The organism is Mycetocola tolaasinivorans, assembly GCF_003667565.1.
In the GTDB taxonomy this organism is placed as follows: Bacteria; Actinomycetota; Actinomycetes; order Actinomycetales; family Microbacteriaceae; genus Mycetocola; species Mycetocola tolaasinivorans.
In genome coordinates this window covers 171,506-191,860 of sequence record NZ_RCUX01000007.1, presented here as the reverse complement: position 1 = coordinate 191,860, position 20,355 = coordinate 171,506, and the positions used below count along the sequence as shown (strand labels likewise).

Here is a 20,355-nt window from a genome sequence, read left to right as displayed (position 1 = left end):
CTCCGCCGGTTGATTCTCACCGTAGCCCAGTTCACCCCCGCGCGCCCGCGTCCGTCCGTTCGCGTCGGATCTCCGGAAAACGGGTGGCGGATCGTCGCCGTCGCCTAGGCTTAACGCATGCCCACCCGTGCCGAGTTGACGTTTGATCGCATCCTTGCGGCCGTCCTGTTCGTGTGCGCGATGCTGAGTCTCGCGCTCTACCAGCAGATGGGCGTCTTCGCTCATCCGGCACCCATGTGGGTGGGGGTGCTCACCTCGCTGGGGATGTGCGCCCCGCTGGCCTGGCGACGCCTGTACCCGGTGAGCGTGATGTTCGCATCCGGGGGCCTCTTTGTGGTCGCCGCCCTGCTGAGCGTCTCCGAACAGCTCATCGCCAACGTCTGCCTCTTCCTCGCGATCTACACCGTGGGCGCGGTGGTGGAAAACCGCGACCGTGCCCGGCTGATGCGGGTGGTCATGATGTCCGGGATGCTGGTTTTCCTGGTGGTCGGCCTCTACATCCAGGTGATGGATCCGAACCTCATCTCGAAGATTCCGCAGGTGGGGGCCCTCTCGCCCCTGGTCGCATTCCTGCTCGCGCAGATACTGATCAACGTCCTGTACTTTGCCGGGGCCTACATCATGGGTGAGATCGCATTTCGCGTGCGTGTGCGAGAGCGAGAGCTGCGAGCCCTCACCGAGGAGCTTGAGCGCGAACGCGCTCGCGGTGCCCGTCAGGCGGTGGTCTTGGAGCGGGTGCGCATCGCGCGCGAACTCCACGATGTGGTCGCGCATCACGTCTCACTGATGGGTGTGCAGGCGGGTGCTGCCCGCTTTGTCCTCGATCAGGACCCGGTGGCCGCCCGCACGGCCCTGCACCAGGTCGAAGACAGCGCCCGACTGGCAATCAGCGAACTGCGCGGCCTCCTGGGAACCCTGCGCGAGGCGGATTTGGCCCTCGATGCCGCGCCGCCCTCCACCGTGGGTCTCTCGGCCCTGCCCGCGCTCATTCGCATGAGCGAGGACGCGGGGCTCCCCACCCGGTTTGAAATCCAGGGTGCCGAGGTGCCGGTGTCGGATCTCACCGGTTTTACCCTGTACCGAATCGCCCAGGAATCACTCACCAATGCCCGAAAGCACGGGGGCCAGGCGGCCACCGCCGACGTGCGCCTGCGCTATCTGGATGACGGGGTCGAACTGGAAATCGGCAATACCGGTGCGATGCCCGTCCCGCGGACACAGACCGGGCACGGCCAGCTGGGCATGCGCGAGCGGATCGCCGCCGCCGGGGGTCGTCTGGAATACGGTCCACGTTCACGCGGCGGCTATCTGGTCCGCGCGTTTATCCCCACACTCGGTTCGTCCCCCTCCGAAGGAATCACCCCATGAGCCCCATCCGCGTCCTGCTGGTTGATGATCAGGCACTCCTCCGGGCCGGATTCCGCATCATCCTGGATTCCCAACCCGATATCGAGGTGGTGGGCGAGGCCGAATCCGGGTTGGAAGCCATCGCGGCGGCCGAGCGGCTGAGCCCGGATGTGATCTGCATGGACATCCAGATGCCCGGCATGGATGGGCTGGCGGCAACCGAGATTCTGCGTACGGGTTCGGCGGCCATTCTGGTGCTCACGACCTTTGACGAGGATGCCTACCTCTTTGCCGCGCTGCGGGCGGGGGCCGCCGGATTCCTGCTGAAAAACTCCACCCCCGAACAGCTCATCGATGCGGTCAGGGTTGTCCACGGGGGAGACGCGCTGCTCTCGCCAACCCTGACCCGCCGCGTGATTGAGCGCTTCACACCGCCGGAACCGGAGCCCGAATCCCCCGCCGAGGTGCGGGCCGCGGTTCACCCGGCACCGCCCACGGATCTCACCGACCGCGAGCGCGAGGTGCTCGAACTCCTCGCCCGAGGGCTCAGTAATCAGGAGATCGCCGGGAGGCTTTTTGTCGGGGAGGCGACGGTGAAAACGCATGTCTCCCGGGTACTGCAAAAGCTCGGGGTGCGCGACCGGATTCAGGCGGTGGTGTTTGCCTATGAGCGCGGCCTCGTTATTCCCGGGCAGAACCCGTCGGATTCCGAGACCCCCGCCGCGGAGTAGCCGCCGCGGGGTGCGACGCCGCGTTCGCTCAAAGCGAGCGGGAGAACGAACCCCGGAGGAGTCCCGAGCGGTACGCTCAAGAAATGGAATTCAGATATCTCGGAAACAGCGGTCTCAAGATCTCGGAGATCATTTTTGGTAACTGGCTGACCCACGCCTCGCAGGTCGAAAACGACATCGCGATTCGCAGCGTGCAGGCAGCCCTGGAAGCGGGTATCTCGACCTTTGACACGGCCGACACCTACGCAAACACCGCGGCCGAGGTGGTACTCGGTGAGGCCCTGAAGGGTCAGCGTCGTGAATCGCTGGAGATTCTGACGAAGGTCTACTGGCCCACCGGCCCCAAGGGTCACAACGACTCCGGTCTGAGCCGCAAGCACATCATGGAGTCGATCAACGGCTCGCTGAAGCGCCTCGGCACCGACTACGTCGACCTCTACCAGGCTCACCGCTACGACTACGAGACCCCGCTCGAAGAGACGATGCAGGCCTTCGCCGACATCGTGCGCCAGGGTAAGGCCCTCTACATCGGTACCTCGGAGTGGAGCGCGGATCAGCTGCGTGCCGGCCAGGCCCTCGCCAAGGACCTCGGCTTCTCGCTGATCTCGAACCAGCCGCAGTACTCCGCGCTGTGGCGCGTCATCGAGGCCGAGGTTGTGCCGGCCTCGGAGGAGCTCGGTATCTCGCAGATCGTCTGGTCGCCGGTGGCACAGGGTGTGCTGACCGGTAAGTACCTGCCGGGTGCCGCGGCTCCCGCGGGCAGCCGTGCCGCCGACGAAAAGGGCGGTGCGAACATGATCAAGAACTACCTCTCCGAGGAGATCCTGACCGCCGTCCAGACCGGTTTTGTGCCGATCGCCGCCGACCTCGGCCTGACCCCGGCCCAGCTGGCCATCGCCTGGGTGCTGCAGAACAAGAACATCGCCGGCGCTATCGTGGGTGCCTCGCGTCCCGAGCAGGTGGCCGACAACGCCCGTGCCGCCGGTGTGAAGCTGGAGGCCGACGTTCTGGCCGCAATCGACACCGCGCTGCGCCCGGTCGCCGAGTTCGACCCGGCCCGCCTGGTCTCCCCCGCGGGTCGTCCGTCCTAATCCCGCGCCCCGCGTAAAAAACCGGTGGCCCCGCGCATTGCTCGGGGCCACCGGTTTTTTGCCTGTGCGCTACGGCACCAGCACCATCCGGAAGCGGGCGGCACCGGAGAGCATGCGCTCGTAGGCGGCCGCGGTCTCGGCGAGCGGCGCCTGCTCGATGAGCGGGCGCACGCCGTGCTGGGCCACAAACGCGAGGTTGTCCTCGTTCTCGATCGGGCGGCCGGTGAGTGAGCCGCGCACCTGAATGCCGCGCATCACGAGGTCCGAGGTCGAGACGGCCACCGGATCCGAGGAGGCACCCACCACCATGAGCGTGCCGTTGGTCGCCAGCCCGGCGATGAGCGCCGAGGACGATGCGCCCGAGGAGGCCGTGGCGACAATGAGGTCGGCGCCGCCCAGCGCGTTCAGCTCGGCGACGGCGGCCGCCGGGTCCTGCGCGTCCACGTAGTGGTCGGCCCCGAGCTCGCGCGCAAACTCCGCCTTGGCGGTGCCCCGGCCGATCGCGACGGTGCGCATTCCCATGTGGTGTGCATACTGCACGCCCAGGTGGCCGAGCCCGCCGATGCCCTGGATCGCCACGGTAGCACCGGGGCGCACGCCCCCGTTCACGATGGCGTTGTAGGTGGTCACGCCCGCACACAGCAGGGGTGCGGCACTGGCGGATTCCAGCGACTCGGGGATGGCGACGAGGCCCGAGGCGCGGGCGATCATGAACTCGGCGTATCCGCCGTCCACGGTCAGGCCGGTCAGCGGCTGGTCGGCGCAGTGCATGAAGTCGCCGCGGCGGCAGGCCGCGCAGGCACCGCAGTGGCCGCCGAGGAAGCCCACGCCCACGCGGTCGCCGAGTGCCCAGCCGGATACTCCATCACCGAGGGCGTCGATGATGCCCACTACCTCGTGACCCGGCACGATTCCCGGCTCGGTTTCGGGGTGGGCGTGCACGCTCGCGGCATCGGTGTGACAGATACCACAGGCCTCCACGCGCAGGCGGACCTGGCCCGCGGCGGGCTCGGTCATCGGGCGCTCGACGAGCGCGAGGGAGCCATCGGCCGCCACGGCGACGGCGCGGTAGGTGCGGGTTTCAGAAGACACGGTAATCCTTTGTGATGAGTTATTGGCTAAAGCTGTTTAACAATAACTTAAACATTGTGAGAGTGAATTCGTTTTGGGTAAATCGTTTTAGCGAATAACCTGATATGCTCCCGCTATGGCAGTCGAAACGCGCGATACGGGCGCGCTCGTCGTGGATTTCGTGAGCACGCGGGCGGGCGCACACGCGCACGAACAGTTCACCGACCCCGCGGGTACCGCCGACTGGTTTACCAGCGCCGGGCTCATTCCCGTCGGCACCCCGGTGTCCGAGGCTGATGTCTGGACCGTACGCGAACTCCGCGACGCCCTCAGCGCCCTCCTCGCCGCCCACCTGCATCCGGCGAAAGACACCGATACCGCGCCCGCAACCGCCGCGATCGAACGCATCGCCGCGGTGCACCCGCTCATGCCCCGCCTCACCCCCACCGGAATGGTGCTCGTAGGCACCCAGTCCGGCATGGCCGGCGGTATCGGCACGCTCCTCGCGCACGTCGCGACCGTGGCGGCCAATCCGCGCGAGTGGGTGCGCTTCAAAACCTGCGGCAACCACACCTGCCATCTCGGATTCCGCGACAACACCCGCAACGGATCGGGGCTGTACTGCGGCCCCGGCTGCGCCGCCCAGGTCAACATGCGCGCCTACCGCAAGCGCAACGCGGCAGAACCCACAGGCCCTGCCGCCCAGGTCAACATGCGCGCCTACCGCAAGCGCAACGCGGCAGAACCCACAGGCCCTGCCGCCCAGGTCAACATGCGCGCCTACCGCAAGCGCAACGCGGCAGAATCCGCGGCAGAATCCACAGACTCCGCCTAACCGCGAATGCCGCCGGGGAAAGGCTCCCGGCGGCACGCGCTCGCGCAGTGCGGGCGCAGCGGCTACCTCACCATCAGCCCGCCGCCATCGATCATGATGGTCTGGCCGGTGATGTAGCCGGAATCATCGCTCGCGAGGAACACCACCACCGGGGCGATGTCCTTTTCCACGTCGCCGATGCGGCCGAGCGGCACACTCGCGAGTGCGGCCGCGGCCTGTTCCGGATAGTTTTCCGTCCACCACTGCACGCCCTCGGTCAGCGCGTAGGGGCACACCACGTTGACGCGAATGCCCTCGGGACCCCACTCGTTTGCGGCCACGCGGGATACCCCGCGGATCGCCTCCTTCGCCGCCGCGTAGGCTCCCTGGGTGGGGCTGCCGGTGAGCCCAGCCCCCGAGGCGAAGTTGATGATCGATCCGCCCGAGCGGGCGAGCAGGTCGTGGCAGACCATCATCAGCCGCTGGGTGGGGGTGAACGCCGACCCGAAGGCCTGGGCCCAGATTTCCGGGGTGGTCTCAAGCAGCGGCGCGGGGGTCGAGCGGTTGGCGTTGTTGACGAGTATGTCCACCCGCCCAAACGCGATCACCGCGGCCTCACGAATGGCCTCCGCGGCGCCCTCGGTGGAGAGGTCCCGGTGGTGGAACACCGCGTTCTCCCCGAGCTCGGCCTCAAGCTCACGCCCAGCCTCGAGGTTGGTGTCGACGAACAGCACCTGCGCGCCCTCGCGCACAAACACCCGTGTCAGACCGCGGCCGATGCCGCCCGCCCCGCCGGTAATAATGGCAACCTTGCCGTCTAGCTTCATTTCGATTCCTCCGTGTGTGGGTTACGAACAAACAGCGCGAGCACGATCGCCAGGAGCGACAGGATCGCGCCCCAGGTGAACGCCGCATGCGCTCCAGCGGCCCCCGCAACGAGCGGGTTCTCGCCCGAGGTCAGGTGCCGAGTGGTCTCATTTGTCATCAGCGTGATGAACAGGGCGGTGCCGGTGGCCCCGGCCACCTGCTGCAGGGTATTGACGGTCGCGCTGCCGTGCGCGTACAGCGACGGGCGCAGCCCGCCGAGCGCGGTGGACAGCAGCGGAGTCAGCGTGAATCCGAGGCCGGAGTTGAGCAGCATGAGCAGGAGCACGATGTGCCAGGTCTTGGTTTCGGCCCCCACCGTGCCGGCGAACAGCCACAGCGCGAGCGAGGAGATCACGGTGCCAAACAGCACGATCCAGCGCGGGCCAAAGCGGTCCGCGATCGCGCCGGAGAGCGGCGCAAAGACCCCCATGACGAGACCGCCCGGGAGCATCATCAGGCCGGTCTGCAGTGCGGTGAGACCGAGCACGTTCTGCACAAACAGCGGCAGTACGATCAGTGCCCCAAACAGCGCGAGCATGCTGAAGAACACCAGGATCACCGAGACGGTGAACGAGCGGTTGGTGAAGGTGCGCAGATCAAGCAGGGCCGAATCGGTGCGCTGCAGCACGAGCTGACGCCAGATGAACAGCGCGAGGGCAACAACTCCCACGCCGAGCGGAACCAGCGGGGGAACTCCCGTGTGGCCGGTCGCCACCTCGCCGAGGCTGCTGATGCCGTAGATGAGGCCGGCGAACCCAAACGCGGACAGCACGGTCGAGAGAATGTCGAGGCTCGCGGGGCGGCGCTCGGTGAGGTTGCGCATCTTGAGGATGGCCGCAACGAGGGTGGCGGCGGCGATGGGCAGCACAAACCAGAACATCCAGCGCCAGCTCAGGTTGTTCAGGATCAGGCCGGACACCGTGGGGCCGATGGCCGGAGCGGCCGCCATCACAATGGCGATGCCACCCATGGTGCGGCCACGCTTTTCCGCCGGCACCACGTTCAGGATGGTGGTGCTGAGCAGCGGGGTCATCAGGGCGGTGCCCACCGCCTGCAGGACGCGCGCGGCCAGCAGCACGGCGAAGCTCGGGGCGAGGGCCGCCAGCAGCGTGCCCGCGGTAAACACCGCGATCGCGGTGATCGCGAGGCCGCGCAGCGGGAAGCGATTGAGCAGGTAGCCACTGGTAGGAATGACCACTGCCATGGTGAGCATGAAGCCGGTGGCGAGCCATTGCGCGGTGCCCGCGTCGATCGCGAAGTCGCGCATGAGGTGCGGCAGCGCCACACCCATGATGGTTTCGTTGAGGATCATCACGAACGCCGCGATGAGCAGCAGCGCGATGATGGGGCGCGGATTTACCGCGGAGACGGCCGATCTTGTCGATTCTTGGTGCGCGGTTTGGGCGCGCGGGGTTGCGGTCATGGGGGAGTCCTTCGGTGTTGGTGAGTTAACCGTGTCACACTGTGCCATGTTGACGCAAGATGCCAATATGCTGCGCTAAGCTAATTCCAAGCAAGGAGCATCGTGACCCCACTTTTTCCCACCCCGGACTCCCCCGGGCTCGACCTGCGCGAACGCCGCCGGCTCGAAACCAGCGCGGCCATCGGCGATGCCACCCTCGACCTCTTCGAGACCCGCGGCGTGGAGCACACCACCGTCGCCGATATCGCCGCCGCCGCGGGGATCTCGGTACGCACCTTCTTTCGCTACTTCCCCTCCAAGGAGGCCGCCGCGGTAGACGGCCAGCCGGTCTTTGGCCCCGTCATGCGTGACCTCCTGACGTCCCTTACCCCCGAAAAGCCGCTCCTCCCCCAGATCGAGGGCGCATTCCACGCGGTTTTGGTCGAGCTCGAACAGTACGGCGGCGCGGTTCACCGCCAGCTCATCCGCGTGCGCACCCTGATGCTTGAAAACGGCAGCCTGCGCGCCGCATCACTGCGCTACGAGGACGAAAACGATCGCGCCCTGGCCGCCGAGATCGCCGCCCGCTACCCGCTCCCCGGAGGTGCCAGCGAGGCCTGGATCGCCGTACACCTGGCCACCTTCACCCTGCGCACCGCGTTCGACAGCTGGGTCCAACAGGTCGATGACAGCGACCGCGAAACGCTCGCCGACACCCATACCCGCCTCGTCGACGCCCGTAATGCCCTCGTCGCCGGCAGCGCAAACGCCCGCTGAACGCCGGACACCGGGCACAACACAAAAGCCCCGCCGAGGCGGGGCTTTTGCGCGGCTAGACCGCGGAATTAGCGGGCGGGCAGCGCCTCGGCGATGGCCGCGATGAAGGCGTCCACATCGGCCTCGGTGGTGTCGAACGCGGTCATCCAGCGCACCTGCTCGAGCGAGGCATCCCAGTCGTAGAAGCGGAAGGACTCGCGCACCCTATCGGCCGCGGCCGCGGGCAGGGCCGCAAAGATCGCGTTGACCTGGGTTTCCTGGGCGAACGACAACCCGGAAATCTCGCCGGCGGCGATCTTCGCCTCCAGCCCTGCGCGCAGGCGCGCGGCCATCGCATTGGCGTGGGCGGCACCGCGCAGCCACAGATCGCCCTCGAGCAGCGCGACCAGCTGGGCCGACACGAAGCGCAGCTTCGAGGCGAGCTGCATGTTCATCTTGCGCAGGTAGTCCACGCCGTGGGCGCGCTCGGGGTTCAGCACGAGCACGGCCTCCCCAAACACCACGCCGTTCTTGGTGCCACCGAAGGACACCACGTCGACCCCGACATCGGTGGTGAAGGCGCGCAGTGGCAGGTTCAGTGCGGCGGCCGCGTTGGCGATCCGGGCACCGTCCAGGTGCACGGCGAGGCCCTTGGAGTGGGCAAACTCGACAATGGCCCCGATCTCCTCGGGGGTGTACAGCGTGCCAAACTCGGTGGACTGCGTGATCGACACCGCGTGCGGTTCGGCCCGGTGTACGTCGCCAAAACCATAGGCCTCGGTGGCGATGAGCTCGGGGGTGAGCTTGCCGTCCGGGGTCGCGACGGGCAGCAACTTGAGGCCGCCCACGCGTTCGGGTGCGCCGCACTCATCGGTGTTGATGTGTGCCGAAGCCGCCGTGATCACGGCCCCCCAGCGCGGCACGACCGACTGCAGGCTGAGGACGTTCGCGCCGGTGCCGTTGAAGACGGGAAAAGCCTGCGCCCGGTCGCCGAAGTGGCCGCGGAACACCTCGGCCAAGCGCGCGGTGTACACGTCATCCCCGTAGGCGGACTGGTGTCCGCCGTTGGCCGCGACCAGGGCGGCCAGCACCTCGGGGTGGGCCCCCGCGTAGTTATCGGAGGCAAAGTGACGGACGGACGCATCGTGCAGAGGGGAGGTCATACTCCTATGCAATCACGATTTTTGCCGGGCTCGCCACGGGAAGACAAAAGTGGCGGTGCCCCGGGGGCACACCGCCACTCTCGCGCGCGACTCTAGCCGCGCAGCGCCTCACTCAGCTTGAGCTTGCCACCCGTGTGCAGCAGCGAACCGCGGTAGATGCGGGCCGCCAGCAGGATCACCAGCACCACCGAGACCAGCAGAATGGCCAGCGACACCAGCGGCTCCCACCACAGCGCATCGCCGAAGAACAGGCGTACGGGCATGCCCACCGGGGCAGAGAAGGGCACGTAGCTGAGCACCGACATAACCACCGGGTTGTCATTGAAGAAGGCAACTCCGAAATAGGGGATCATGACCAGCATCGTCACCGGGGTGATCGCCGAGCCCACGTCCTCCTGACGAGACACCAGCGAGGCCAAGCCCGCAAACAGCGCGGCGAGCAGCACGAACCCGAAGATAAAGAACACCACGAACCAGATGATCGGCGCACCCACCCCGGCCAGCAGCGCGTCCTGACCGGTGGCCGAAAGCCCCACAATCGCGACGGCCGCAATGGCCGCAACCTGCGCAAAGGCCAGCAGCGAGTTGCCCAGCACCTTACCCGCGAGCAGCACCCGAACCGAGATCGTGGACATCAGGATCTCGACGATCCGGGTGGACTTCTCCTCGACCACCGACTGGGCGATCACGCTGCCGAACGTCACCGCGGACATCATGAAGATCAACCCGAACGCCAGCGCCATGATGAAGCGCAGCGGGCCGGTCACGCCATCCCCGCTCAGGAGTTCCACCTGCGGGCGCAGGGTGAGCGCATCACTCAGCCCATCCGGTGCCTTATCGCGGGCGATGATGGTGACCCCGGTGGGGTTTTTCTGGGTGGGCTGCTCGGCGATCACCGCGGCATCGACACTGCCCTCACGCACGAGTGCGCGGGCATCCTCGTTACTGGCGACGCTCTCGACATCGAAGGTTTGAGTATCCAGCAGGGCGGCCACCGGGCCCGCGGCGGCCACCCGGGTCTTCTCATCACCGGAGAATCCACCACCGGCGGCGAACCCGCTGAGCAGCACGCCGATCAGAACCAGCACGATCAGCGAGGCTGAGGAGAACAGGAACGCCTTGCTGCGCAGGCGCTGGGTCATCTCGCGCTCGGCCACCAGCCAGGTGGTGGACAGTACCGAGGGAGCGTCGGGGGTTGTGGGGCGTGTGGTGCTCACTGGACTACCTCCCGGTAGATCTGGGCGAGGGACGGACGAACGGGGGTGAACGCGTGAACCTCGCCGCGTTCAAGGGCGCCGCGCAGCACCAGCTGCGCGCGCTCGGCGGTGTCCGCATCAAACTCAACGTGGCCACCATCAAAGTTCAGAACCGAGATACCGGGCACCTCACGTACCCAGCCGGCATCGGCGGAGCCATCGAGGCTGAACCGGTTCCCCCGGTGTGCATCACGCAGGCTCTGGGCGGGGCCCGCGGCGCGCACCTGACCACCGGAGATAATCACGATGTCATCGCAGAGGCGCTCCACGATGTCGAGCTGGTGACTGGAAAACAGCACCGGAACCCCGGCCTGCGCGCGCTCCTTGAGCACGGCCAGCACCACGTCCACCGCGAGCGGGTCGAGCCCGGAAAAGGGCTCGTCCAGGACCAGGGCGATCGGATCGTGTACCAGGGCCGCGGCGATCTGCGCGCGCTGCTGGTTTCCGAGCGACAGGCTCTCGATGGTGTCACCGCCGCGCTCCCCGAGGCCCAGCTGCTCCAGCAGCGTCGCGGTGTTGCGCTTGGCGGCGTCCGCGGAGAGGCCGTGCAGCCGTGCGAAGTAGGTGATCTGCTCGGCCACCTTCATCTTCGGATAGAGCCCGCGCTCCTCCGGCATGTACCCGATGCGGCGGCGATCCTGCTCGGAGAGTGGGGATCGATTCAGCAGCACCTCGCCGCTATCGGAGCCCAGCACGCCGAGCAGAATGCGCATCGTGGTGGTTTTTCCGGCGCCGTTGCCGCCCACAAAACCGGTCATCCGGCCGGGCGCAATGGTGAAACTCATGTTCGTGAGCACCTGGCGGGTGGCAAAGGATTTATTGATGCCGCGAATCTCCAGCATGGGGCCCTCCAATCGTCTTGTGACCCCAGGCTAGTGCGCGGCACGGCCGTGAAGCGTCCCTCATTTGGCGGATTTTCGCTGTCCCCCACGTGGCGGATACGGACGATCAATCGGCTGGAACCGAGGATTGGGTTTCCCCCCAAGATCGCCTAGAGTTAGGTAATGCTCAGCTTAGAAGACGCGCAGCCCCTGGTTCGTACCGATCGCCCCGGGTACCGCCCCTGGCGCGCACGGGTGAGCGCGGTCACGCCACTCTCCCCGCACTTCACCCGGGTCACCTTCCGGGACGAAGAGCTGAAATTCTTCGGTACCGACCTCCTGGACCAGCGCATCAAGGTCATCTTCCCCTTCCCGGGCCGCCCGCTCTTCGAACTGCCCGATACCGAGGGCAACGCCTGGTGGGACTTCTGGCGCGACCTCCCCGCCGAGGACCAGGCCCCGTTCCGCACCTACACGGTGCGCGATGTGCGCCCCACGCTCGGCGAGGTCGACGTCGACTTCGTGGTGCACTCGGTGCCCGCGGGCGCGGAGCTCGGACCGGCCGGCCGCTGGCTGCTCGAGGCCTCGGCCGGTGACGAGGTGTACCTGGTGGGGCCGGATGCCCGCAGCATCCACTCGGCCATCGGGATCGACTGGCACCCGGGTGACGCCACGCGCCTCCTGCTCGCTGGAGACGAAACCGCACTGCCTGCGATCGCCGGAATTCTTTCCGCGCTGCCCGCGGATGCGATCGGTGACGCCCTGATTGAGGTCCCCAGTTCGGGGGACATTATTTCGCTCACACACCCCGCCGGAGTGAACGTACGTATCCTTCCCCGCGAGGATGCCGAGCACGGGGCGGCGCTCACCGCGGCCGTGGACGAGTGGCTTGCGGGTCACGGTGAGCTCCTCGAGGCCGCCCGTGCACCGCGTGGCCAGAAGCTCAACGAGGTCAACCTCGACACCGAAATACTCTGGGAAACCCCCACCGATGAGGACTCCGGGGAGTTCTACGCCTGGCTGGCCGGGGAGTCCGGTGTGATCAAGCAGCTGCGCCGCACCCTGGTTCAGGGCCACGGGGTGGATCGTCGACGCGTCGCGTTCATGGGGTACTGGCGCATCGGCAAGGCCGAAAACTAGCGTCCGCGCGCGCAACAAACGGTGGGTGAAATGCTACGTCATGTATTGACATCGTAGATATACATCGTGATCCTTAAGGGGTGCGAGTACCGGGAAGGGAATACCCGGTGCTCTCCCCCCAACCCACAGAACGGATCACCATGACATCCTCCGCTCCGCGGCTTTTTCGGCGTGCCCTCGCACCCGCAGCCGCACTCGGGACCGCAGCGCTCCTGCTTGCGCTTCCGCTGACCGCCCAGGCACTCCCCGACACTGACCAGTCGCCCACCCCCACCCCGGCCGCTGAGCTGAGTGTGGCCCAGGACGAGTCGATCCAGGACGCGATCAACCGGGCGCCCGCGGGTGCCACCATCAATATCGCCGCGGGCCCCTTCACCGAGGACCTCAGGATTACCAAGCCGATCACCCTGCGTGGGACCACCGGCGAGCACCCCACCGTGATCAGTTCACGGTCAAAGGCCAAGACCATCGACATCACCAACACCCACGATGTCACCCTGAAGGACCTCATCCTTCTCGGCACCAAGAACCTGCCGAACAACGCCATCAGCGCCACGGGCATCGACGCCAACGGCGTAAATGGCCTCACCCTTCAGAACATCACCGTTACCGAGTTTGCGAAGAACGGAATTGCCATCACCAACCGTTACCTCCCCACAGCGGGCACGGTTTCGGGCAATATCTCGCTCACCAATGTCCGCGCGGATCGCAACGACTGGGCGGGGCTTGCGTTCTACACGCTGAGCTCCCAGGGTGCAACCGATGACATCAACAGCGTGCGGTTCTCGGGCGACAACTCTTTCGTCGGCAACCAGTACGACATCCAGTTCGGCGACGAAAACAACACCGCCAAGGTCAGCGGACCAAACGGTGGCCCGGTCGCCCTGGGCTCGGTCCTCGTCGGCACCTTTGGCCAGGACGAAAAGGCGGGAATCCTGGTCAACGACACCAGTGCCGTGACCGTCAAGGACGCCCAGCTGCAGCGTCAGAGCGGGTCGGTGACGCCGATCACCGCGGCGGATCTGCTGCCCGGCGTCAGCGTCGAGGAAACCGCAACCAACCCGACGGTGGAGCCCACGGCCGAGCCGACCCCCACGCCCACCCCGAGCACTGAGCCGACCGTCGAGCCGACCCCCACGCCCACCCCGAGCACTGAGCCGACCGTCGCCCCGACCCCCACGCCGAGTGCAACCCCCTCGGAGAACCCGACCACCACTCCGACCCCTGAGCCGAGCACTGAGCCGACCGTCGCTCCCACTCCGCAGCCCTCGGCCACGCCGACCACCGTCCCGACCGTGGCCCCGAGCCCGGCTGCGCCGGCCCCCGCGGGAAGCACCGAGGATCTGCTGAAGCTCGTCGAGGAGCTGGGTCTGGACATCGCCGGTACCACCGCTTCCGCCGTGGTTCCGGCAGGCGTTACCCTGTCCAACCTTGACCCGACCGCACCGCTGAGCGTGAGCGTTCCCTGGGTCGGCGAGGATGACTTCGTTGACGCCTACGCCTACTCGACCCCGACCCTGCTCGGCACCTTCCCGGTGACGGACGGGCGCGCCATCGTGACCGGCGCCGACCTTTCCGGGCTGGCCGCGGGCGATCACCACATCGTGTTCCGCGGGCAGACCAGCCAGAACGTCGCGGTAATCGCGGTTGCCGTGGCCGAGGTGGCGACCCCCACCGCGGTTCCCACCGATGGCTCGACCCCGACCACCGTTCCGACCGAGGGCACGAACCCCACCGAGGGCACCGCGCCCACGGCCGCACCCACCACCGCAACCCCCATCGCTTCGGGCCCCACCCTGTCCGAAACCGGTGCGAATGACCCGCTGCGCCTCGCCGCCGCGGGTGGCGTGCTCGCCCTGCTGGGCGCCGCCGCGATCGGATTCGTCCGTCGTCGTCGCAGCCAGGAAGCCGCCTAACCGGCGCTCACCCCATAACGGCGATGGCCGGGAGCTACAGCTCCCGGCCATCGCCGTTATTTCCTGCGGTGCCGGCTAGCCGGGCAGCAACCCGAGGGCCGCCACGGCGTCTCGTTCGGCGATCAGTTCGGCCACCGAGGCGTCGATGCGGGTGCGCGAGAACCCGTCGATCGAGAGCCCGGCGACCACGTGCCAGCGGCCCTCCACCGAGCGTGCGGGGAAGGAGGAGACGATGCCCGCGGGGACGTCATAGGCCCCGGTGGATACCAGTGCCACCGAGGTCCAGGAGTCACCCGGGGTGCCGAGCACCCAGTCGCGCATGTGATCGATCGCGGCACTCGCCGCCGAGGCCGCGGAGGACAGCCCGCGGGCGGCGATGATCTCCGCCCCGCGCTTTGCCACCCGCTCGATGTAGGCGGTGCTGGCCCAGTCGGCGTCCACCACGGCGAGCGCCGGCACCGAGCGGATGCTGGCGTGGCTGAGGTCGGGATACTGCGTGGGCGAGTGATTGCCCCACACGGTGATGCCCGAAATGGTGTCTACCGGCACCCCGGCCTGATGCGCGAGGATGCCGATGGCGCGGTTATGATCCAGCCGGGTGAGTGCGGTGAAGCGCTCGGGCGGGAGGTCCGGGGCGTTGCGCTGCGCGATCAGGGCGTTGGTGTTTGCCGGGTTGCCCACCACGATGACGCGCACGTCCGGTGCCGCGTGATCGTTGATCGCGCGGCCCTGGGGCCCGAAGATACCCGCGTTGGCCTCGAGTAGGTCGGCGCGTTCCATGCCCGCGGTGCGCGGCTTTGCGCCCACGAGGAACACGATGTTGGCGTCGGCAAAGGCCTCTGCCGGGTCGGTGTGCACGGTGGATTCGACCAGCAGCGGATAGGCGCCGTCGATCAGTTCGAGCCGGGTGCCCTCGGCCGCCGGGACGCCAGCGGGCACCTCCAGCAGGCGCAGCCGCACCCGGGTGTCGGGGCCGAGGAGATCCCCCGCGGCGAGTCGGAAGAGGAGCGCGTAGCCGATGTTTCCGCCCGCGCCGCTGACGGCAATGGTGACCGGTGATGTACTCATACCGCTGAGTCTAGGTCGGGGTCTTTGGTTCTGTCCCCCCTCATCCCAAAAATGTTGGTCTCGTGACGGAACGCCCCTGTTACGGCCGGTTACGCCCCGCCCGGCGGCAATCGCCCGCGCTGCCTAGCCTGGGGGTATGCCCTCCCCCGCATCCGCCCCCGCCTCGATCACCAGCCCCGAACCCGCACTGGCCGCGCTCCTCGCGGAAACCCGCGCGTTCCCGGCTCCCGCACACCTGGCCGAGCGGGCAAACGTCCCGCCGAGCGAGTACGCGCGTGCGGCCGCGGATCCGGACGCCTTCTGGGCCGAGCAGGCCGCCCGGCTGGACTGGGAGCACCCCTGGGATTCGGTACACACCTGGAAGCCCGCCACCGAGCAGCCGGATGGCACACTCTCGATCCCCGAGACCACCTGGTTTGCCGGGGGTACCCTGAACGTCGCGGTGAACTGTGTGGATCGACACGTGGCCGCCGGGCGCGGGGACAAGATCGCGCTGTACTTCGAGGGCGAGCCCGGGGATCGTCGGGCAATCAGCTACGCCGAGCTGCAGCGCGAGGTGTCGCGGGCAGCTAACGCCCTGGCCGAGCTGGGCATCGGCCGCGGCGACCGCGTGGTCATCTACCTGCCGGTCATCCCGGAAACCATCATCGCAACCCTCGCGGTGGCACGCCTCGGCGCGATCCACTCGCTGGTATTCGGCGGTTTCAGCGCCGAGGCCCTGCGCTTCCGAGTGGAGGACACCCGCGCCAAGCTCCTGATCACCACCGATGGGCAGTACCGCCGTGGCACCGCCGTGCCGGTGAAGGCCAACGCCGATGCCGCCGTGGAGGGTGTCGAGAGTATCGAGCATGTCCTGGTTGTCCGCCGTACCGGTTCGGATATCGCCTGGACCGAGGGCCGCGACGTCTGGTGGCACGACACCGTGGACGTCGCCGAAGACACCCACGAGCCCGAGTTCTTTGACGCCGAAAACCCGCTGTTCATCATCTACACCTCGGGCACCACCGGCAAGCCCAAGGGGCTCGTACACACCTCGGGCGGCTACCTGACCCAGGCGTCCTGGAGCCACTGGGCGGCCTTTGATGCGAAGGACTCCGACGTCCATTGGTGCACCGCGGACCTCGCCTGGGTCACCGCCCACACCTACGAGATCTATGGCCCGCTCTCCAACGGCCTCACCCAGGTGATCTACGAGGGCACCCCGAACACCCCGCATCCCGCCCGGCACCTCGAGATCATCGAGCGCTACGGCGTGACCACCTACTACACCGCGCCCACCCTCATTCGCACCCTCGCGAGCTGGTTCCCCGAGGGCCTGCCGGAGGGCTACGACCTCTCCAGCCTGCGCCTGCTCGGCACCGTGGGTGAGGCCATCAACCCCGAGGCGTGGGTGTGGTTCCGGCACAACTTCGGCCGCAATGAGCTCCCCATCGTCGACACCTGGTGGCAGTCGGAAACCGGTGCCGCGATCCTCGCCCCACTACCCGGCTCAAGCACCCTCAAGCCCGGGTCCGCCACGCGCGCCCTGCCCGGCGTCAGCGCGATCATCGTCGACGAGGCCGGCGAACGCGTGCCCTACGGTTCGGGTGGCTACCTCGTGGTGGATCGCCCCGGCCCGGCGCTTGCCCGCACCGTCTGGGGCAACCCCGAACGCTACCGCGACTCCTACTGGGAGCGCTTCGCCCGCCAGGGCTACTTCTTCTCCGGCGACGGCGCGAAGTGGGATGAGGACGGCGACATCTGGGTGCTCGGCCGCGTGGACGACGTCATCAACGTCTCGGGCCACCGCCTCTCCACGATCGAAATCGAAAGCGCGCTGGTATCGCACCCGCACGTGGCCGAGGCTGGCGTGGTGGGCATCTCGGATCCGGTGACCGGGCAGGCCATCGCCGCGTTCGTGATCCCCTCCCATGACCGCCCGGACGACACGGATCCGGCGGCCTGGGCCGCGAAGTCCGCCGCGGTGACGCGCGAACTCCAGGACCACATTCGCGAGCAGATCGGTGCGGTCGCAAAGCCCCGCGAGGTCGTCTTGGTGCCCGACCTCCCCAAGACCCGCTCGGGCAAGATCATGCGCCGCCTGCTCGTGGACATCGCCGATGCCCGCCCGCTGGGCGACGTCACGAGCCTGCAGGACGACACCGTCCCCGCGCGCATCGCCGCCATCTACGCGGAGCGCTAGGCCTCGCCGCAATTGTTATCGGGTGAAAGAAATCCAGCCCACACCAGATGACTGGGCGGGCTGAACGGTTGGCCTCAATCTAACACCGACCGCGTGCGTCCTCACCGATCTCTCCGGAGATTTCCGCTACTTGTCCGCGACTGGACGGGTTTAGGCCTCGCCGCACTCCTTGCCGGTGGGCACGGCACCCGCCTCGGAGGGGCAGCCGTTGCCCTCGGTCGTCATGAGCTGGTTGATGCGCTGCGGGGTGAGGTTCAAAAGGCGGGCAATATCGGCCTGGCGCAGACCCTGCTCGGAGAGCGCGCGAATGGTTTCGCGGCGCAGGCGGGCGGCCTCGGTGAGGGCGGCGCGGCCGGCCTCCTCCTGTTCGGCGGCGGCGGCCCAGAGCGCCTCGGCTTCGCCCGGGAGCTCAATCTCGGTGTCGACCACGACGCTGGCCGGGGATACCGCCAGACACTCACTCGCAATTTCCGCCGCAATCTCAGGAATGTCGCGTACCGTGGGCGACTGACCGGATGTGTCGAGCTCGGGGATCTCGATTTTCCACCAGCGTCCTGCACGCCGTGCGGTCGCGCGCAGCGGACGGGTTTCGGGTTCCACCGTCATGATCGATCCTTCCGTTCTCGGGGTTTTAGGTCAAAATCTCGAATATCTAGGGGGACTAGAGATTCATCGTAAATCTTATGCAACTTTTTTCGTCATCCGGGGAATACGAACGCCCAGACCACACGTTACAGCTCTCGTGCCCCGCGGGAATCGCGTTGCACGACTTACATAACAACCTCAGATTCGCGGATTACATTCCCCGCCGCGGCACATCAAGCGCCCGAAAGGACCTCACCATGACCACCATCGACACCACCCGTCACGCCCAGACCTCCGCCCCGATCAGCGACGTGCTCGCCGGTCGTTGGAGCCCGCGTGCGTACGTTGCGGACGCCGTCATCAACGAGACCAAGCTGTCCTCGGCCCTCGAAGCCGCCCGCTGGTCGCCGAGCGCCAACAACAGCCAGCCCTGGCGCTTCATCGTGGCCCGCCGCGGCACCGAGTCCTTCCAGAAGATCGTGGACGCGCTGGTCGGCTTCAACCAGGCCTGGGCTCAGCACGCCAGCGTCCTGCTGGTTGCCGTTGCCGCCACCAAGAACGAGGAGGGTGGAGACCAGCCCTGGGCCATCTACGACCTCGGCCAGTCGCTCGCTCACCTGAGCGTTCAGGCCCACAAGGACGGCCTGTACGTGCACCAGATGGCCGGCTTCGACCCCGCCGCCCTGACCGCTTCGTTCGGTCTCGAGGAGGGCTTTGTCCCCTTCACCGTTTCCGCCCTCGGTGAGCTTGCCGCTCCGGAGACCCTCGAGGACGACTTCCTGCGCTCGCGCGAGACCGCTCCCCGCGAGCGCAAGGCCCTCGATGAGATCGTTGTTGTCAACGACTAAGGCGCCGACTCGTCGGCGCCGATTCTGGAAGGCCTGCACGGTCGGCCTGGCCGTGCTGCGCTTCCGGATCAGCCTGCTCCACCTCGGTTTCGTTCGGCAGGGTCTCGCCGGGCTCGAGGCGGATCTGGATCTGAACGCTCGCACTCCCGCCTCGGATCGCGACCGGATCGACAACACCGCGATCGATGAACCGCGGCTCACCCCGGTGGGCTAACCTAAGCCGACGCCACGCGTAATACTGATCCCCCGGTATTGCGCGTGGCGTCACCGCGTTAACACGCGGTAATTTACCCGCAAAAAGCGGGGGTGCGGGGTGCACGCCACGCGCGAGATGCGATTGAATAGGGGGATGAAGATTCTCCCCCTTCCCCAGAGCAACCTCCAGGCCTCCAACATCATTCTTGGGCTCATGCGTATCGCCGAGCTCAGCGACCAGGACATCCGCACCCTGGTGGGTTCCGCGATTGACGCCGGCGTCAACGTGTTCGACCACGCGGACATCTACGGTGGCGCCCGCCACGCGTGCGAGGAGCGTTTCGGTAACGCCGTAACCTTCACCGCCGAGGAGCGCGAAAACGTCATCATCCAGTCGAAGGTCGGCATCCGTCCGGGCTACTTCGACTTCTCCCGCGAGCACATCGTGACCACCGCGCACGAGGCCCTCGCCGCCCTCAAGACCGACTACCTCGACGTCTTCCTGCTCCACCGCCCGGACACCCTGGTCGAGCCCGAGGAGGTCGCCGCGGCGTTCGCCGAGCTGCACGAGCAGGGTCTGGTGCGTAACTTCGGTGTCTCCAACCACACCCCCGGCCAGATCGAGCTGCTGAAGAAGTACGTGGCCCAGCCGCTGATCGTCAACCAGGTGCAGCTGAGCATCACCCATGCCCCGCTGATCGCCTCGGGTATCGCCTCGAACATGGCTGGCCTTGACCAGTCCATCAGCCGCGACAACGGCCTGCTGGACTACGCCCGCCTGAACGACATCACCCTGCAGGCCTGGTCGCCGTTCCAGAAGGTATTCTTCGACGGCGTCTTCCTGGGTGACCGCGAGGCCTTCGGCCCGCTGAACGACGTGCTGGACGAGCTGGCCGCGAAGTACGGCGTGACCCCCACCGCGATCGCGACCGCGTGGATCACCCGCCACCCCGCCAACATCCAGGTGGTCCTCGGCACCACCAACCCGGGCCGCGTGGCCGAGGCCGCCGCCGGCTCCGAGCTCCCGCTGACCCGCGAGGAGTGGTACCGCATCTTCACCGCAGCCGGTCACACCCTGCCGTAACCCACGCACCACACAAAG

19 protein-coding genes are annotated in these 20,355 nt (G+C 67.3%); 11 read left to right on the top strand and 8 right to left on the bottom strand.

Features of this window, described 5'->3' with window-relative positions; all coding sequences use genetic code 11:
* The first annotated feature begins 117 nt into the window (after positions 1-117).
* The 3 genes from D9V32_RS10705 to D9V32_RS10695 all read left to right on the top strand — a co-directional run bounded on the left by D9V32_RS10705 (position 118) and on the right by D9V32_RS10695 (position 3,169).
* The gene (locus D9V32_RS10705; RefSeq protein WP_121648890.1) at positions 118-1,368 is read left to right on the top strand and encodes a sensor histidine kinase; all 1,251 of its coding nucleotides are present in this window, start codon (positions 118-120) and stop codon (positions 1,366-1,368) included.
* On the top strand, positions 1,365-2,078 hold the full coding sequence (locus D9V32_RS10700; RefSeq protein WP_121648889.1) for a response regulator: 714 nt from the start codon (positions 1,365-1,367) through the stop codon (positions 2,076-2,078). Before D9V32_RS10705 ends, D9V32_RS10700 begins: the two co-directional genes overlap by 4 nt.
* Positions 2,079-2,161: 83 nt before the next feature.
* Complete coding sequence (locus D9V32_RS10695) at positions 2,162-3,169, top strand: aldo/keto reductase family protein (protein ID WP_121648888.1); 1,008 nt, start codon at positions 2,162-2,164, stop codon at positions 3,167-3,169.
* Positions 3,170-3,238: 69 nt separating this feature from the next.
* Here the strand turns inward: D9V32_RS10695 and D9V32_RS10690 are convergent, their stop codons facing one another.
* Positions 3,239-4,261, bottom strand: a complete 1,023-nt coding sequence (locus tag D9V32_RS10690; RefSeq protein WP_220700692.1) for an alcohol dehydrogenase catalytic domain-containing protein — start codon at positions 4,259-4,261, stop codon at positions 3,239-3,241.
* A gap of 115 nt (positions 4,262-4,376) precedes the next feature.
* Between D9V32_RS10690 and D9V32_RS10685 the strand changes: the two genes are divergently transcribed.
* Positions 4,377-5,075 (top strand): ABATE domain-containing protein, encoded by a 699-nt coding sequence (locus D9V32_RS10685; protein WP_121648887.1) that lies wholly within the window; start codon positions 4,377-4,379, stop codon positions 5,073-5,075.
* A 62-nt stretch (positions 5,076-5,137) separates the two neighbouring features.
* Here D9V32_RS10685 and D9V32_RS10680 read toward each other — a convergent pair whose 3' ends face one another.
* Together D9V32_RS10680 and D9V32_RS10675 are read right to left on the bottom strand one after the other, a co-directional pair.
* Positions 5,138-5,881: an SDR family NAD(P)-dependent oxidoreductase gene (locus tag D9V32_RS10680; protein WP_121648886.1), complete on the bottom strand. Its 744-nt coding sequence runs from the start codon at positions 5,879-5,881 to the stop codon at positions 5,138-5,140.
* Positions 5,878-7,344, bottom strand: coding sequence for an MDR family MFS transporter (locus tag D9V32_RS10675; RefSeq protein ID WP_121648885.1), 1,467 nt, complete (start codon positions 7,342-7,344; stop codon positions 5,878-5,880). The genes D9V32_RS10680 and D9V32_RS10675 overlap by 4 nt, the downstream gene beginning before the upstream one ends.
* 102 nt (positions 7,345-7,446) lie before the next feature.
* Here D9V32_RS10675 and D9V32_RS10670 point away from each other — a divergent pair, with 102 nt between their 5' ends.
* Positions 7,447-8,100: a TetR family transcriptional regulator gene (locus D9V32_RS10670; protein ID WP_183086272.1), complete on the top strand. Its 654-nt coding sequence runs from the start codon at positions 7,447-7,449 to the stop codon at positions 8,098-8,100.
* A 68-nt stretch (positions 8,101-8,168) separates the two neighbouring features.
* On the opposite strand, the gene D9V32_RS10665 is transcribed toward D9V32_RS10670, so the two are convergent.
* The 3 genes from D9V32_RS10665 to D9V32_RS10655 all read right to left on the bottom strand — a co-directional run bounded on the left by D9V32_RS10665 (position 8,169) and on the right by D9V32_RS10655 (position 11,340).
* Positions 8,169-9,242: a threonine aldolase family protein gene (locus D9V32_RS10665; RefSeq protein ID WP_121648883.1), complete on the bottom strand. Its 1,074-nt coding sequence runs from the start codon at positions 9,240-9,242 to the stop codon at positions 8,169-8,171.
* Positions 9,243-9,334: 92 nt separating this feature from the next.
* Positions 9,335-10,459, bottom strand: a complete 1,125-nt coding sequence (locus D9V32_RS10660) for an ABC transporter permease (RefSeq protein ID WP_281272136.1) — start codon at positions 10,457-10,459, stop codon at positions 9,335-9,337.
* On the bottom strand, positions 10,456-11,340 hold the full coding sequence (locus D9V32_RS10655; protein WP_121648882.1) for an ABC transporter ATP-binding protein: 885 nt from the start codon (positions 11,338-11,340) through the stop codon (positions 10,456-10,458). Before D9V32_RS10655 ends, D9V32_RS10660 begins: the two co-directional genes overlap by 4 nt.
* Before the next feature lie 162 nt (positions 11,341-11,502).
* Between D9V32_RS10655 and D9V32_RS10650 the strand changes: the two genes are divergently transcribed.
* Together D9V32_RS10650 and D9V32_RS10645 are read left to right on the top strand one after the other, a co-directional pair.
* Positions 11,503-12,459 (top strand): siderophore-interacting protein, encoded by a 957-nt coding sequence (locus D9V32_RS10650; RefSeq protein WP_121648881.1) that lies wholly within the window; start codon positions 11,503-11,505, stop codon positions 12,457-12,459.
* 140 nt (positions 12,460-12,599) lie between these two features.
* Entirely contained in the window at positions 12,600-14,375 is a 1,776-nt protein-coding gene (locus D9V32_RS10645; RefSeq protein ID WP_121648880.1) for a right-handed parallel beta-helix repeat-containing protein, read from the top strand.
* Positions 14,376-14,450: 75 nt separating this feature from the next.
* Here D9V32_RS10645 and D9V32_RS10640 read toward each other — a convergent pair whose 3' ends face one another.
* Positions 14,451-15,443 (bottom strand): malate dehydrogenase, encoded by a 993-nt coding sequence (locus tag D9V32_RS10640; RefSeq protein WP_121648879.1) that lies wholly within the window; start codon positions 15,441-15,443, stop codon positions 14,451-14,453.
* 136 nt (positions 15,444-15,579) lie between these two features.
* On the opposite strand from D9V32_RS10640, the gene acs reads away from it, so the two are divergent.
* Positions 15,580-17,625: an acetate--CoA ligase gene (acs, locus tag D9V32_RS10635; protein ID WP_121648878.1), complete on the top strand. Its 2,046-nt coding sequence runs from the start codon at positions 15,580-15,582 to the stop codon at positions 17,623-17,625.
* Between the two features lie 150 nt (positions 17,626-17,775).
* Here acs and D9V32_RS10630 read toward each other — a convergent pair whose 3' ends face one another.
* Positions 17,776-18,231 carry a hypothetical protein gene (locus D9V32_RS10630; RefSeq protein ID WP_121648877.1) on the bottom strand — a complete coding sequence of 152 codons (456 nt, stop codon included), beginning with the start codon at positions 18,229-18,231 and terminating at the stop codon, positions 17,776-17,778.
* 236 nt (positions 18,232-18,467) lie between these two features.
* Here D9V32_RS10630 and D9V32_RS10625 point away from each other — a divergent pair, with 236 nt between their 5' ends.
* From D9V32_RS10625 to D9V32_RS10620, 3 genes are all read left to right on the top strand, one after another.
* The gene (locus tag D9V32_RS10625; protein ID WP_121648876.1) at positions 18,468-19,058 is read left to right on the top strand and encodes a nitroreductase family protein; all 591 of its coding nucleotides are present in this window, start codon (positions 18,468-18,470) and stop codon (positions 19,056-19,058) included.
* Complete coding sequence (locus D9V32_RS16050; RefSeq protein ID WP_147440446.1) at positions 19,045-19,272, top strand: hypothetical protein; 228 nt, start codon at positions 19,045-19,047, stop codon at positions 19,270-19,272. Before D9V32_RS10625 ends, D9V32_RS16050 begins: the two co-directional genes overlap by 14 nt.
* Before the next feature lie 135 nt (positions 19,273-19,407).
* On the top strand, positions 19,408-20,337 hold the full coding sequence (locus D9V32_RS10620; RefSeq protein WP_121648875.1) for an aldo/keto reductase: 930 nt from the start codon (positions 19,408-19,410) through the stop codon (positions 20,335-20,337).
* Positions 20,338-20,355 lie beyond the last annotated feature (18 nt).

Excerpts from the sequence above, each read along its gene's own strand:
- D9V32_RS10705 (WP_121648890.1), top strand. The coding sequence starts at position 118 with ATGCCCACCCGTGCCGAGTTGACGTTTGATCGCATCCTTGCGGCCGTC.
- D9V32_RS10700 (WP_121648889.1), top strand. The coding sequence starts at position 1,365 with ATGAGCCCCATCCGCGTCCTGCTGGTTGATGATCAGGCACTCCTCCGG.
- D9V32_RS10695 (WP_121648888.1), top strand. The coding sequence starts at position 2,162 with ATGGAATTCAGATATCTCGGAAACAGCGGTCTCAAGATCTCGGAGATC.
- D9V32_RS10685 (WP_121648887.1), top strand. The coding sequence starts at position 4,377 with ATGGCAGTCGAAACGCGCGATACGGGCGCGCTCGTCGTGGATTTCGTG.
- D9V32_RS10680 (WP_121648886.1), bottom strand. The coding sequence starts at position 5,881 with ATGAAGCTAGACGGCAAGGTTGCCATTATTACCGGCGGGGCGGGCGGC.
- D9V32_RS10675 (WP_121648885.1), bottom strand. The coding sequence starts at position 7,344 with ATGACCGCAACCCCGCGCGCCCAAACCGCGCACCAAGAATCGACAAGA.
- D9V32_RS10665 (WP_121648883.1), bottom strand. The coding sequence starts at position 9,242 with ATGACCTCCCCTCTGCACGATGCGTCCGTCCGTCACTTTGCCTCCGAT.
- D9V32_RS10655 (WP_121648882.1), bottom strand. The coding sequence starts at position 11,340 with ATGCTGGAGATTCGCGGCATCAATAAATCCTTTGCCACCCGCCAGGTG.
- D9V32_RS10650 (WP_121648881.1), top strand. The coding sequence starts at position 11,503 with ATGCTCAGCTTAGAAGACGCGCAGCCCCTGGTTCGTACCGATCGCCCC.
- D9V32_RS10645 (WP_121648880.1), top strand. The coding sequence starts at position 12,600 with ATGACATCCTCCGCTCCGCGGCTTTTTCGGCGTGCCCTCGCACCCGCA.
- D9V32_RS10640 (WP_121648879.1), bottom strand. The coding sequence starts at position 15,443 with ATGAGTACATCACCGGTCACCATTGCCGTCAGCGGCGCGGGCGGAAAC.
- acs (WP_121648878.1), top strand. The coding sequence starts at position 15,580 with ATGCCCTCCCCCGCATCCGCCCCCGCCTCGATCACCAGCCCCGAACCC.
- D9V32_RS10630 (WP_121648877.1), bottom strand. The coding sequence starts at position 18,231 with ATGACGGTGGAACCCGAAACCCGTCCGCTGCGCGCGACCGCACGGCGT.
- D9V32_RS10625 (WP_121648876.1), top strand. The coding sequence starts at position 18,468 with ATGACCACCATCGACACCACCCGTCACGCCCAGACCTCCGCCCCGATC.
- D9V32_RS10620 (WP_121648875.1), top strand. The coding sequence starts at position 19,408 with ATGAAGATTCTCCCCCTTCCCCAGAGCAACCTCCAGGCCTCCAACATC.